Here is a 12,891-nt window from a genome sequence, read left to right as displayed (position 1 = left end):
AGGACCGCATCGGCAAGGACTACTTCGCCCTGACGATGCGCGGCATCCAGAACTCGGTGCTGGTGATGGTCGTGCTCGGACTCATCGCGAGCGTCGTGGGCGTCGTCGTCGGAGCGATCGCGGGCTACTTCCGCGGTGTCGTCGACGCGATCCTGATGCGCATCACCGACGTCTTCATCGTGATCCCGGCGCTGGTCATCGGCTCCGTCGTCGGTCATATGTTCGGAGGCCTCGGTGCGTTCTTCCTGGCGCTGATGCTCGGCTTCTTCTCGTGGATGGGGATCGCGCGTCTTGTGCGCGGCGAGTTCCTCACGCTCCGTGAGCGCGAGTTCGTCGAGGCGGCCCGGGTGGCCGGCGCGTCGGACATGCGGATCATCTTCAAGCACATCCTCCCGAACGCCATCGGCGTCGTGATCGTCGCCTCGACGCTGATCATGGCCTCGGCCATCCTGCTCGAGACCGCGCTGTCGTTCCTCGGCTTCGGCATTCGGCCGCCGGATGTCTCCCTCGGCCTGCTGATCAGCTCGAACGAGTCGGCGTTCCAGACCCGGCCGTGGCTGTTCTGGTGGCCGGGCGCGTTCATCGTGACCCTCGCGCTGCTGGTCAACTTCGTCGGCGACGGTCTGCGCGATGCGTTCGACCCGCGTCACCGCCGGTTCAACCTGCGCAAGATGCGCGAGGAGGAGCCGGAGACCGGTGAGGACGGCCAGTCGGGACCACGCACGGGCGCCGCCCTCGCGGAGGACGTGCTGTGACATCCGCCCGCGCAGCGCTGCTGGTGGCCTCCGGTGCGCCGGGGTCAGGCCGCCAGCAGCGCAGCGAGCGTGCCGGCTGTGAGGACGACCAGCACCGCCAGCGTCGTGCTGTGCCAGCGGATCGAAACGGGCGTCTCGTCCGCCAGGCCGCTGTCGATCGCACCGCTCTGCTGGAGCGCCGCCCAGCGGCGGCGCACGACCTCGGCCGCGGCGCCCGACTCGGTGGACAGCAGGTCGCCGGGGCGGCGGACGCTGTCGGCGACCTTCGGCTTGCCGACACGACCAGCGGTCTCCTGGCGGGTGGCGCGCAGCGTGCGCGCCGTGCCGGGAGCGGGTGCGGACCACACCGGGAACTTGCGGCCGGGCGTGTACAGCGTGAGGGCGTACTTGGTGTCCACGTGGATGAGCGCCTGCCACGGGATGCGGATGGTACGCGTCACGTTGACCACCTCGATGCCCTCGTCGGCGACCGTGAGGCGCGGACGCCAGAGCATCGCCCAGCCGATGAAGGCGAACAGCGCGCACGGCACCACGTAGAGCAGTCGCGCATCGTGCACGCTCACCAGAAGGCCGACGATCAGGGCCGCAGCGGCCGCCCAGATCAGCACGGCAAGGACCCGGTTGAACCGGGACACGAAAACCTCGCGCTCGGCGGGGGAGACGTAGGGCATGGCTCCATGCTCTCATCCCGCACCGTCTCCGCCTCGCCCGAGCGCGCCCCCGAAAGGAACCACGAATCATGACCGAGAACACCACCGGTGGGGCCGGGGTCGTCGTCGGCGCCCCCGTGCTGGAGGTCACCGACCTCTCCGTCGACTTCGGCGTCGACAACGTCTGGGTGCCCGCGGCCAAGAAGCTGAACTACTCGATCAAGGCGGGGGAGGTGCTGGCCATCGTCGGCGAGTCCGGCTCCGGCAAGAGCGCGAGCTCGATGGCGATCCTCGACCTGCTGCCGAAGAACTCCCGGGTGCAGGGCTCGATCAAGCTGGAGGGCCGGGAGCTCACCGGGCTGACCTCGTCGCAGATGCGCCGCGTGCGCGGACGCCAGGTGGCGGTGATCTTCCAGGAGCCGATGACCGCCCTCAACCCCGTGTACACGGTCGGCTTCCAGATCGTCGAGACGCTGCGCATCCACTTCGGCATGTCGCCGCACGAGGCGAAGGAGCGCGCGCTCGAGCTGCTCGCGATGGTCGAGCTGCCCGACCCCGTGAAGGCCTTCAACTCGTACCCGCACCAGCTCTCGGGCGGCCAGCGTCAGCGCGCCATGATCGCGCAGTCGATCTCCTGCGACCCGAAGCTCCTCATCGCCGACGAGCCGACCACGGCGCTCGACGTGACGGTGCAGGCCGAGATCCTGGAACTCATCCGCAGCCTGCGCGACCGCCTCGACAGCGCCATCCTCCTGATCACCCACGACATGGGCGTCGTGGCCGATCTCGCCGACAACATGGTCGTGATGCGCAAGGGCGACATCGTCGAGAGCGGCACGGTCAAGGACATCTTCGACGCGCCGCAGCACCCGTACACGATCGCCCTGCTCGAGGCCGTCCCGCACCTGGGCCAGCGCGAGAACGACGAGATCGACACCACTGCCGCCCTCGCCGCAGGCACGGAGAACCCCGAGGCCGAGTACGCGGAGCGCATCCGTGTCAACGCGCGCATCGCCGCCGCCGAGCACGAGAAGGCGGAGATGGACAAGCGGAAGGTCGTGGTCGACTTCGAGAAGGTCGCCATCGAGTACCCGAAGCACGGCCGGGTGCCGGCGTTCCGGGCCGCGACGGACATCGACCTCACCATCCACGAGGGCGAGGTCGTCGGCCTGGTGGGCGAGTCTGGTTCGGGCAAGACCACTCTCGGTCGCGCCGCGATCGGCCTGCTGCCCATCCACTCGGGCAAGCTCGTCGTCGCCGGGCAGGACATCAGCAAGGCGAACCGCGACGAGATCCGCAAACTGCACCGCAACGTCGGCATCGTCTTCCAGGACCCGTCGTCGTCGCTGAACCCGCGCCTCCAGATCGCCGACTCGATCGGCGAGCCGCTGCGCCTGGCCAAGGGGCTCAAGGGCCAGGAGCTGGCGAAGGAGGTCGACCGCCTCCTCGACAGCGTCGAGCTGCCGCGCGCCTACCGCAGCCGCTTCCCGCACGAGCTCTCCGGCGGCCAGAAGCAGCGCGTCGGCATCGCCCGCGCTCTGTCGCTGAAGCCGCAGGTGCTGATCGCGGACGAGCCGACGAGCGCCCTCGACGTCTCGGTGCAGGCGCGCGTCCTGGAGCTGATGCAGCAGCTCCAGAAGGAGATGAACTTCGCGTGCCTGTTCATCACCCACGACCTCGCGGTCATCGACGTGCTCGCCGACCGGATCGCGGTGATGCACCACGGCAACCTGGTCGAGGTGGGCACGCGCGACGAGATCCTCCGCTATCCGAAGGAGGCGTACACGCAGCGTCTGCTCGCCGCCGTGCCGCTGCCCGACCCGGAGCAGCAGCGCGCCCGCAGGGCACTGCGCCTGGAATTGCTCGCCGCCGGATCCGACGAGGCCGCGCCGGTCGACGGGGGCCTGCCCCACGAGCCGGAGCCGCCGGTGGCCCAGGGGCTCTGACCACGAAGGAAGGAGGGGAGCGGATCCACGCTAGAATGGACCGTTCCCCTTTTTCTTTCTGACGAGAGTCGAGCCTTCACGCATGTCCGAGAACGCCGTCGCCCACCGCGACGATCTGCGCAACGTCGCGATCGTCGCCCACGTCGACCACGGCAAGACCACGCTGGTCGACGCCATGCTGCGGCAGACCAACTCGTTCGGCGACCATGAGCACGTCGAGGAGCGGGCCATGGACTCCAACGAGCTGGAGCGCGAGAAGGGCATCACGATCCTCGCCAAGAACACGGCGATCTCGTACAAGGGCAAGCATGCCCCGAACGGCCCCATCACGATCAACGTGATCGACACCCCCGGCCACGCCGACTTCGGTGGCGAGGTCGAGCGCGGCCTGTCCATGGTCGACGGCGTCGTGCTGCTGGTCGACGCGTCCGAGGGCCCGCTCCCGCAGACCCGCTTCGTGCTGCGCAAGGCGCTGGAGGCCAAGCTCCCGGTGATCCTCGCCGTCAACAAGACCGACCGCGGCGACGCCCGCATCGGCGAGGTGGTCGAGGAGAGCCAGGACCTGCTGCTCGGTCTCGCGAGCGACCTGGCCGACGACGTGCCCGACCTCGACCTCGACGCCGTGCTCGACGTGCCGGTGGTCTACGCGTCCGGTCGCGCCGGCGCCGCCAGCCGCAACCGCCCGGCCAACGGCGAGCTGCCCGACAACGACGACCTCGAGCCCCTGTTCGAGGCGATCCTCGAGCACATTCCGGCACCGACCTACGACCCGTCGGCCCCGCTGCAGGCGCACGTCACCAACCTCGACGCGTCGCCGTTCCTCGGCCGCCTCGCGCTGCTGCGCATCTTCAACGGCACCCTCAAGAAGGGCCAGACGGTCGCCTGGGTGCGCCACGACGGCGACGTGCACAACGTCCGCGTCACCGAGCTCCTGATGACCAAGGCGCTCGACCGCTACCCGGCCGAGTCCGCCGGCCCGGGCGACATCGTCGCCGTCGCCGGCTTCGCCGACATCATGATCGGCGACACGCTGGCCGACCCGGAAGACGTCCGTCCGCTCCCGGCCATCCACGTCGACGACCCCGCGATCTCGATGACGATCGGCACCAACACCTCACCGCTGGTCGGCAAGGTCAAGGGCCACAAGCTGACCGCTCGCATGGTCAAGGACCGCCTCGACCGCGAGCTGATCGGCAACGTGTCGCTTCGCGTCCTCGACATCGGCCGCCCCGACGCCTGGGAGGTGCAGGGCCGCGGCGAGCTGGCGCTGGCCATCCTGGTCGAGCAGATGCGGCGGGAGGGCTACGAGCTGACCGTCGGCAAGCCGCAGGTGGTCACCCGCAAGGTCGACGGCCGCACGCAGGAGCCGTACGAACACCTGACCATCGACATCCCCGAGGAGCACCTCGGCGCGATCACGCAGCTCCTCGCCGCCCGCAAGGGCCGCATGGAGAACATGCACAACCACGGAACCGGCTGGGTGCGCATGGAGTTCATCGTGCCGTCGCGCGGCCTGATCGGGTTCCGCACCGAGTTCCTGACCACCACGCGCGGCACCGGCATCGCCAACGCGATCTCGCACGGCTACGACGAGTGGGCCGGCACGATCGTGACGCGGAGCAACGGGTCCATCGTGGCCGACCGCTCGGGTGTCGTCACGCCGTACGCGATCATCCAGCTGCAGGAGCGCATGACTTTCTTCGTGAACCCCACCGAGGAGGTCTACGAGGGTATGGTCATCGGCGAGAACTCGCGCGCCGACGACATGGATGTGAACATCACCAAGGAGAAGAAGCTCACCAACATGCGCTCCTCCACGGCCGACACGTTCGAGTCGATGACGCCGTCGCGTCAGCTCACGCTCGAGGAGTGCCTGGAGTTCGCCCGCGAGGACGAGTGCGTCGAGGTCACCCCGGAGGCGGTGCGCATCCGCAAGGTCGAGCTCGACGCCACGGCGCGCGGTCGCGCGGCGGCCCGGCTGAAGCGGCAGGACGCCTGAGGGCCCGGCGGCCCATCCGCGGCGCGCATAATCGACACATGAGTCGTTCGCGTCTGCTCGCGATCCCCGTCGCGGCCCTCCTCGTGCTGGGGGTCGCGCCGGCGCTCGCGGGCTGCAGCTTCCAGACCGCGGTGAAGGACATCACCGGCGGAAACGTCGATATCGGCGGTGACAAGGTGCCCGCCGACTTCCCCGCGGCCGTCCCGCTGTACAAGGGTGCGGTGGTCTTCGGCGCGGGTGTCGGCAGCGGGCACGGCAAGGTCTGGAACGTGACCGTCAAGGTGCGCGACGCCCGGGCGTACGCCGACATCCAGAAGCAGCTGGCGGACGCCGGCTTCAGCGGCCAGTTCGGCGCGCAGAGCCCCGACGGCGGTGGCACCGGCACCTTTGCGAACGACAGCTACGGTGTCCTCGTCGTCGTCACCGACGCCGGCAGCAACGGCTGGGTCGCCAACTACTCCGTGTCGCGCGCGGCCGTCGAATCGCCGTCGCCCACTCCCGCGTCATAGCAATCGCCGGGCGTCGATTCGTCACGAATGTCGACATTCGTGCCACGAATGTCGACATTCGTGACGAATCCGCGACGGGTCGTCAAGCGAACAGACCCGCGCCCACGTACGAACCCTCGCGCGCGCCGGGAGGCACCGCGAAGATCGCCGAGCCGACGTGTTTGAGGTATTCGTTCATCAGGTCGTTCTTCGCGAGCCGCGTCTGGATGGGGATGAACTGCCTGCGCGGATCCCGTTGGAAGGCGATGAAGAACAGTCCGGCGTTCAGACGGCCGAGCTCGTCGTTGCCGTCGACGAAGTTGTAGCCGCGCCGCAGCAGCTGCGCGCCGTCGTTCATCGACGGGTGCGCGAGGCGCACATGTGAGTCGGGGTCGATCTTCGTTCCCCCAGCCGCCGCCAGGGCGAGGAAGTTCGGTTGGGTGAACTCGGTGCCGCCCGACAGGGGAGCACCTTCGCCCTTGTCGCGTCCGATGATGCGCTCCTGCTCGCCGAGCTGCTGCCGGTCCCAGGTCTCGATGACCATGCGGATCTTGCGTGCGACGAGATAGGAACCGCCGTGCATCCAGGCCGACCCGTCGGACGCGGCCGCCCAGACCTGGTCGTCGACGACCTTCGTGTCTTCGGACTTGATGTTGGCGGTGCCGTCCTTGAAGCCGAACAGGTTGCGGGGCGTCGTCTGGCTGCGCGAGGTGGAGGATGTGCGTCCGAACCCGAGCTGCGACCAGCGGATGGCCGCACGCCCGAACGCGATGCGCGACAGGTTGCGGATCGCGTGCACGGCCACCTGGGGATCCTCGCTGCAGGCCTGGACGCACACGTCGCCCCCGGTGAGGGAGTCGATCAGGGCGTCGCCCGGGAAGTGCGGGAGGTCGACCAGAGCTGCGGGGCGCCGCTGTGCGATCCCGAACCGGTCGGCGCCGTCGGCGCTCGTGAAGAGGGTCGGTCCGAACCCGAAGGTCAGCGTGAGACCGCCCGGCGGGAGGTCGAGAGCTTCGCCGGTGTCGTCGGGCGGGGCGTCGGACGGGCCGGACGCCGGGCCGTACTTTCCGGCCGGCCGGCCCTGGGTCATCCGTGCGGCCGCGGTCGTCCAGTCACGCAGGAGCCCGATCAGCCCGTCGCGGTCGAGCGTCGGCGCGACGTCGAACGCGGCGAAGTGGAGGCGGTCCTGCGCGGGCGTGACGATGCCGGCCTGGTTGGCGCCGTAGAACGGGTAGGTCGCGGCCGCGGGCGTGCTCCCGAGGGCGTGGCCGACGGCGGCACCCGCCCCGAACCCGACGACGCCGGCACCGACAGCGGCTCCGGCCAGCCCGAGCATCCCGCGCCGGGACAGGCCGGCGCGGCCGGCGCCCGCATCGCCCTCGAGCCGGGCGGCGGCCTCCGGCCGGCCGGCCTCCGCGTTGTTCTCGCTCACCCGTTCCCTACTTGACCAGGATCGAGGTGAGCTGGCTGAGCGGCTCGCTCAGCGCGTTCACGGAGTCGGAGAGCTCCTTGACCTGCGCGGTCGAGAGCTCGGTGTAGCTCACGTAGCCGTCGCCGGACGCGTACTGCGCGAGCAGCTTGTCGATCGTCGCGAACTCCGCGTCGAGCGTCGTCGCGGCGTTCTTGCCTGTGCTGCCCTTCTCGAGCAGGATCGCCCTGACGTTGCCGTAGGCGACCTCCGCGCCCTCCACGTTGGCCTTGAAGTCCCAGAGGTCGGTGTGCGAGAAGGTCTCCTCCTCGCCGGTGATCTTGCTGCGCGAGACCTCCTCCATCAGCCCGCTCGCGCCGTTGGAGATCTGGTCGAGGGTGAGGGTGAAGTCTTCGGCGTGGACGAGGTCGTAGAGCTTCTGGGTGTCGGCGACGAGCTGCTGACCGAGAGCGGCCCGGCCGGCCGGGTCGGACGCCGTGAATCCGGCGGGCGCCCAGAGGTCTTTCTCGATGCGGTGCCAACCCGTCCAGGTCTGGCCCTGCTCGAGGTCGGCCTCGCGGAGGTCGAGGGCCGGGTCGATGTCGCCGAACTGCTCGGCGGTCGGCTCGATCCGCTCGTAGAACGCGCGCGCGGCGGGGTACTGGGCGCGTGCGGCGGCGTCGTCGCCGGCCTCGTATGCGGCGGCGAAGGACTTGGTCGCCGTGAGCAGCTGCCCCGTCTGGTCTTTCACGTAGCTGACGTAGTTGGCGACGGCCTGGTCGACCTGCTTGCTCTCGCCGGCGGTCTTGGTGTCGGAGTCACCCTTCGTCACCGTGAACTCCGCGAGCGACGTCGGACTGCCGACCATGCCCTTCTTGCAGGCGGTGAAGTAGCTGCCCTCGGCGAGCTGAACCACGTAGTTCACGGTGGTGCCGGGGCCGATGTTCTCCTTCTCGCCTGCGATCCGCAGTTTGTCCGACGCCAGGACTTCGAACTCGTTGACATCCGAGCCCGTGTTGGTCACCTGGAACGTGATCGGTCCGGCCTTCGCGGTGGCGGTCTGCACTGTGCAGGTCGTGTCGGTGAGCGTCACGGCGATGGCCTCCGCCTCGGCGACGGCCGTGTTGGGCACGCAGCCGGTGAGGGCGAGTGCGAGAGCGGCGGTACCGGCGAAGAGGACGGCGGACGTGCCGAGCCGGGGGAGTCGGGGCATGGAGTGCTGCCCTTTCTGCTGAGAGCGGTCTGCGGTGAAGGGACGACGGCGTTGAGAGCGGGGCGCGTTCAGGAGGCGGCGTGCGCGTGCGGGACCGGCGCGGTGCCGGGTTTCGCGGGCGAGGAGGCCGGCTGGTGGGTCGAACGGTGCTGACGCACGTAGAAGAATGCGACCACGACGATGTAGCCGACCCACGCGATCACCTGCAACCAGGTGGGCGACGGGTTGAAGTTGAGGATGCCGGCGAGGGCCGTGCCGTACCAGCTCGACGCCGGGATGACGGCGCTGATGTCGTAGGCGTGGACCCCCGCGCCGGGAACGAGGCCGGCCTCCTGCAGGTCGCCGATGCCGTAGGCGAGCACGCCGCCGGCGACGAGGATGAGGAACGCGCCCGTCCAGGTGAAGAACGCCCCGAGGTTGACGCGGACCATCCCGCGGTAGAGGAGGAAGCCCAGGACGGCCGCCGTGAGCAGGCCGAGCAGAGCGCCGACGACCGGCTCCCAGCCGCCGCCGATGCTCGCGACGGTCGCCCAGACGAAGAGTGCCGTCTCGATGCCTTCGCGTCCGACGCTGAGCATCGCCAGGATCACGACGCCCCAGCCGGCGCCGACGAGCACCGAGTCGAGCCGGTTCTGCAGGGTGGACTTCATGCTGCGGGCCGTCTTGCCCATCCAGAAGATCATCCAGGTGACGAAACCGACGGCGACGAGCGACAGCGTGCCACCCACGATCTCCTGTGCCTCGAAGCTGAGGCCGTACGGGCCCCAGGTCAGCAGGGCCCCGATGCCGAGCGGGATCACCAACGCGATGCCCACCCCGATCCACAGCTTCGAGAGGACGTCCCGCCGACCGACCTTCACCGCGTAGGCGACGAGGATGGTGACGATGAGGGCCATTTCGAGGCCTTCGCGGAGGCCGATGAGGAAGTTCGCGAACACAGAGGACCTTCGGACGGAAGCGGGGGATGTTGGTAAGGCTAACCTTACTCGCTCGACTCTAGATCACCTGCGCCGGGCCTGTCCACCCGGCTAGGATTCGAACATGCTCTCCCGGATCGTCAACGCCGTGCTCCTGGTGATCGCGGGGGCAGCCGTCGGCGGGATCGGCACGGTCGCGCACCAGCTCGACGTCACGTGGGGAGTATCCGTCCCGCTCGGGCTGATCGGCTCCCTCCTCTGCTACACGGCGCTGCTGGTCGGCCTCCGCCTCCTCGGCGACTCGCGGTGGCCGGCCCTGTGCGCGGCCCTCGGCGCCATCGCCGTGATCCTGCTGTTCACGCAGCAGAGCCCCGGGGGCTCCGTGCTGATCCCCGACAACCTCGCCGGTCAGGTCTGGCTCGTCGGTCCCATCCTGATCGCGGCCGTCGTCGTCGCGTGGCCGGACGTGCGCGCTCACCGTAGCGGTGCCGCCGCGGGGGCGCAGACGTCCTAAGCTAGGAGGACCATCCGGTTTTCGCGAAGGGAATCCGAACCACAGTGACCTATGTCATCGCCCTCCCGTGCGTCGATGTGAAAGACCGGGCCTGCATCGACGAATGCCCCGTCGACTGCATCTACGAAGGCGAACGGTCGCTGTACATCCACCCGGACGAATGCGTCGACTGCGGTGCCTGCGAGCCGGTGTGCCCGGTGGAGGCGATCTACTACGAAGACGATCTGCCCGAGGAGTGGGCCGACTACTACAAGGCCAACGTGGAGTTCTTCGACGACATCGGCTCGCCCGGCGGTGCCGCCAAGGTCGGTGTGATCGCCAAGGACCACCCGATCGTCGCTGCACTGCCCCCTCAGGCGCACTGACGTGGCGCTGGGCGAGCTTCCCGACTACCCGTGGGACCTGATGGCGCCCTACGCGGCCACGGCCAGGGAGGCGGCGCCGTTCGGTGACGCCTCCGGCATCGTCGACCTGTCGATCGGATCGCCGGTCGACCCCACCCCCGACCTCATCCGCCGGGCGCTGGCCGAGGCGACCGACGCGCACGCCTACCCGCAGACGGTCGGGACCCCCGCGCTGCGCGAGGCGATCACGGCCTGGTTCGAGCGCCGCCGCGGTGTCGCCGGCCTGGGTCCGCAGAATGTGCTGCCGACGATCGGCTCCAAAGAGCTCGTCGCCTTCCTGCCCTTCTTCCTCGGCCTGGGGGAGGGCGACGCCGTGGTCCACCCGCGCGCGGCCTATCCCACCTACGCGATGGGCGCGGCGTTCGCCGGCGCCCGAGCCGTCGCCTCGGACGACCCTGCCGAGTGGCCCGCCGACACCCGGTTGGTCTGGCTGAACAGCCCGGGGAACCCCGACGGCCGAGTACTGTCGACGGACGAACTGGCTGCGGCGATCGCCCGCGCACGCGAGCTCGGAGCCGTCGTCGCGAGCGACGAGTGCTACGCGGAGCTGGGCTGGGAGCACCCGTGGGACGAGCAACCGATCCCCAGCGCCCTCGACCCGCGGGTGATCGGCGACGACCTCACCGGCGTGCTCGCGGTCTACTCGCTGAGCAAGCAGTCCAACCTCGCCGGTTATCGCGCCGCGTTCATCGCGGGCGACGCGCGACTGATCGACCGCCTCACCACCGTGCGCAAGCACGCCGGGCTGATGCTGCCATCCCCCTTGCAGGCCGCGATGGTCGTCGCGCTGGGCGACGACGACCATGTCGCCGCCCAGCGCGAGCGGTACCGCTCCAGGCGGGAGCTCCTCAAGCCCGCGCTCGAGGCGGCCGGCTTCCGCATCGACCGCAGCGAAGCCGGCCTCTACCTCTGGGCGACGGAGGGGCGCGACGCCTGGGAGAGCATCGGCCGGCTCGCCGAGCTCGGCATCCTCGCCGGTCCTGGCGTCTTCTACGGCGACCACTTCCCGCAGCACGTGCGGCTCTCGCTCACGGCGACGGACGAGCGGATCGCGGCCGCGGCCTCCCGTTTGCTGGCCTTTGGAGAGTCCCTCTAATCAACGGCCTGCTCCTTTGCTCGATGCGACAGTTGTCGCGCGGGTTGGCTAGGCTGTACCAGCACGGCTTTCAGCGGCGCTGACACGAACGGCGCACGAAGCATCCCGTAAACCCCATCCAGGAGGCGTTGTGAGCGGACTCGGCACCAGGCAGACCGGCATCGATCAGCCCGGCACCGATCAGTCGGGTGCGGAGCAGCGCGGCCCTGCCCGAGAGGCCGGCGTCGCAGAACTGCGGTACCCGGGTGGCGTCGCCGAGTTCCCGATCCTGCCGAGCACGCAGGGCACGTCGAGCATCGACCTCTCGAGCCTGACCAAGCAGACGGGCCTGACCAGCCTCGACTACGGCTTCGTCAACACGGCCGCGACCCGCTCGGCCATCACGTACATCGACGGCGACGCCGGCATCCTGCGCTACCGCGGTTATCCGATCGAGCAGGTCGCCGAGCACTCCACCTTCCTCGAGGTGGCCTGGCTGCTCATCCACGGGGAACTGCCGACTCCGGCCGAGCTCGCCGACTTCGATGAGCGCATTCGCCGCCACACGCTGCTGCACGAAGACCTGCGTCGCTTCTTCAGCGCGCTGCCGCACGACGCGCACCCGATGTCGGTGCTCTCCAGCGCCGTCTCGGCTCTGTCGACCTTCTACCAGGACTCGCTCAGCGTGCACGACCCCGAGCAGGTCGAGCTCTCGACGGTGCGGCTCCTCGCCAAGCTCCCGGTGATCGCGGCGTACGCGCACAAGAAGAGCATCGGCCAGGCGTTCCTCTATCCCGACAACTCGCTGAGCTTCGTCGACAACTTCCTCCGCCTCAATTTCGGTACGCTCGCCGAACCGTACGAGGTGAACCCCGTCCTCTCTCGCGCGCTGGAGCGCCTGCTGATCCTGCACGAGGACCACGAGCAGAACGCGTCCACCTCCACCGTCCGGCTCGTCGGCTCCACGCAGGCGAACCTGTTCGCCTCGGTCTCCGCGGGCATCAACGCCCTCTACGGGCCGCTGCACGGAGGCGCCAACGAGGCGGTGCTGCAGATGCTCGCGGGCATCCGCGACTCCGGTGAGAGCGTGCAGAAGTTCGTCGAGCGCGTCAAGAACAAGGAGTCCGGCGTCAAGCTGATGGGCTTCGGGCACCGCGTCTACAAGAACTTCGACCCGCGGGCCAAGCTCGTCAAGCAGTCGGCCGACGAGGTGCTCGCCGCCCTCGGCGTGCACGACCCGCTGCTCGACATCGCCAAGGAGCTCGAAGAGGTCGCGCTCGCCGACCAGTACTTCGTCGACCGCCGGCTCTACCCGAACGTCGACTTCTACACCGGCGTGATCTACAAGGCGATGGGCTTCCCGACGCGGATGTTCACCGTGCTCTTCGCGATCGGCCGCCTCCCGGGCTGGATCGCCCACTGGCGCGAGATGACGCAGGACCCGAGCACCAAGATCGGCCGTCCCCAGCAGCTCTACGTCGGCGACGCCGAGCGCAACTGGCCGGCTGGCCGCTGAGCCGCA

Annotated in this window: 12 protein-coding genes; 8 read left to right on the top strand and 4 right to left on the bottom strand. The window is 69.3% G+C overall.

Features of this window, described 5'->3' with window-relative positions:
• A partial coding sequence (locus tag Q0Q23_RS13815; protein WP_295124923.1) for an ABC transporter permease occupies positions 1 to 755 on the top strand: 755 nt, incomplete at its 5' end.
• A gap of 44 nt (positions 756 to 799) precedes the next feature.
• On the opposite strand, the gene Q0Q23_RS13810 is transcribed toward Q0Q23_RS13815, so the two are convergent.
• The gene (locus tag Q0Q23_RS13810) at positions 800 to 1,426 is read right to left on the bottom strand and encodes a PH domain-containing protein (protein WP_295124921.1); all 627 of its coding nucleotides are present in this window, start codon (positions 1,424 to 1,426) and stop codon (positions 800 to 802) included.
• Positions 1,427 to 1,494: 68 nt separating this feature from the next.
• On the opposite strand from Q0Q23_RS13810, the gene Q0Q23_RS13805 reads away from it, so the two are divergent.
• The 3 genes from Q0Q23_RS13805 (at position 1,495) to Q0Q23_RS13795 (ending at position 5,859) form a co-directional block, all read left to right on the top strand.
• Positions 1,495 to 3,351 carry an ABC transporter ATP-binding protein gene (locus Q0Q23_RS13805; protein WP_295124919.1) on the top strand — a complete coding sequence of 619 codons (1,857 nt, stop codon included), beginning with the start codon at positions 1,495 to 1,497 and terminating at the stop codon, positions 3,349 to 3,351.
• Positions 3,352 to 3,433: 82 nt separating this feature from the next.
• A complete protein-coding gene (gene typA / locus Q0Q23_RS13800; RefSeq protein ID WP_295124916.1) occupies positions 3,434 to 5,350 on the top strand; it encodes a translational GTPase TypA in 1,917 nt (638 codons plus the stop codon).
• A gap of 38 nt (positions 5,351 to 5,388) precedes the next feature.
• Positions 5,389 to 5,859, top strand: a complete 471-nt coding sequence (locus Q0Q23_RS13795) for a hypothetical protein (protein WP_295124914.1) — start codon at positions 5,389 to 5,391, stop codon at positions 5,857 to 5,859.
• Between the two features lie 82 nt (positions 5,860 to 5,941).
• Here the strand turns inward: Q0Q23_RS13795 and efeB are convergent, their stop codons facing one another.
• The 3 genes from efeB to efeU all read right to left on the bottom strand — a co-directional run bounded on the left by efeB (position 5,942) and on the right by efeU (position 9,397).
• Positions 5,942 to 7,270 carry an iron uptake transporter deferrochelatase/peroxidase subunit gene (gene efeB / locus Q0Q23_RS13790; RefSeq protein WP_295124912.1) on the bottom strand — a complete coding sequence of 443 codons (1,329 nt, stop codon included), beginning with the start codon at positions 7,268 to 7,270 and terminating at the stop codon, positions 5,942 to 5,944.
• A gap of 7 nt (positions 7,271 to 7,277) precedes the next feature.
• Entirely contained in the window at positions 7,278 to 8,459 is a 1,182-nt protein-coding gene (gene efeO / locus Q0Q23_RS13785; protein ID WP_295124909.1) for an iron uptake system protein EfeO, read from the bottom strand.
• Between the two features lie 68 nt (positions 8,460 to 8,527).
• Positions 8,528 to 9,397: an iron uptake transporter permease EfeU gene (efeU, locus tag Q0Q23_RS13780; protein ID WP_295124906.1), complete on the bottom strand. Its 870-nt coding sequence runs from the start codon at positions 9,395 to 9,397 to the stop codon at positions 8,528 to 8,530.
• A 103-nt stretch (positions 9,398 to 9,500) separates the two neighbouring features.
• Here efeU and Q0Q23_RS13775 point away from each other — a divergent pair, with 103 nt between their 5' ends.
• From Q0Q23_RS13775 to Q0Q23_RS13760, 4 genes are all read left to right on the top strand, one after another.
• Positions 9,501 to 9,890: a hypothetical protein gene (locus Q0Q23_RS13775; RefSeq protein WP_295124903.1), complete on the top strand. Its 390-nt coding sequence runs from the start codon at positions 9,501 to 9,503 to the stop codon at positions 9,888 to 9,890.
• Positions 9,891 to 9,934: 44 nt separating this feature from the next.
• Entirely contained in the window at positions 9,935 to 10,255 is a 321-nt protein-coding gene (fdxA, locus tag Q0Q23_RS13770; protein WP_295124900.1) for a ferredoxin, read from the top strand.
• Between the two features lies 1 nt (position 10,256).
• Positions 10,257 to 11,390 carry a succinyldiaminopimelate transaminase gene (gene dapC, locus Q0Q23_RS13765; protein ID WP_295124897.1) on the top strand — a complete coding sequence of 378 codons (1,134 nt, stop codon included), beginning with the start codon at positions 10,257 to 10,259 and terminating at the stop codon, positions 11,388 to 11,390.
• A 232-nt stretch (positions 11,391 to 11,622) separates the two neighbouring features.
• On the top strand, positions 11,623 to 12,885 hold the full coding sequence (locus Q0Q23_RS13760) for a citrate synthase (RefSeq protein ID WP_295124932.1): 1,263 nt from the start codon (positions 11,623 to 11,625) through the stop codon (positions 12,883 to 12,885).
• The last annotated feature ends 6 nt before the right edge of the window (positions 12,886 to 12,891 follow it).

The organism is uncultured Leifsonia sp., assembly GCF_945957465.1.
Classification (GTDB): Bacteria; Actinomycetota; Actinomycetes; order Actinomycetales; family Microbacteriaceae; genus Leifsonia.
This window is presented reverse-complemented; position numbering and strand designations above follow the sequence as displayed.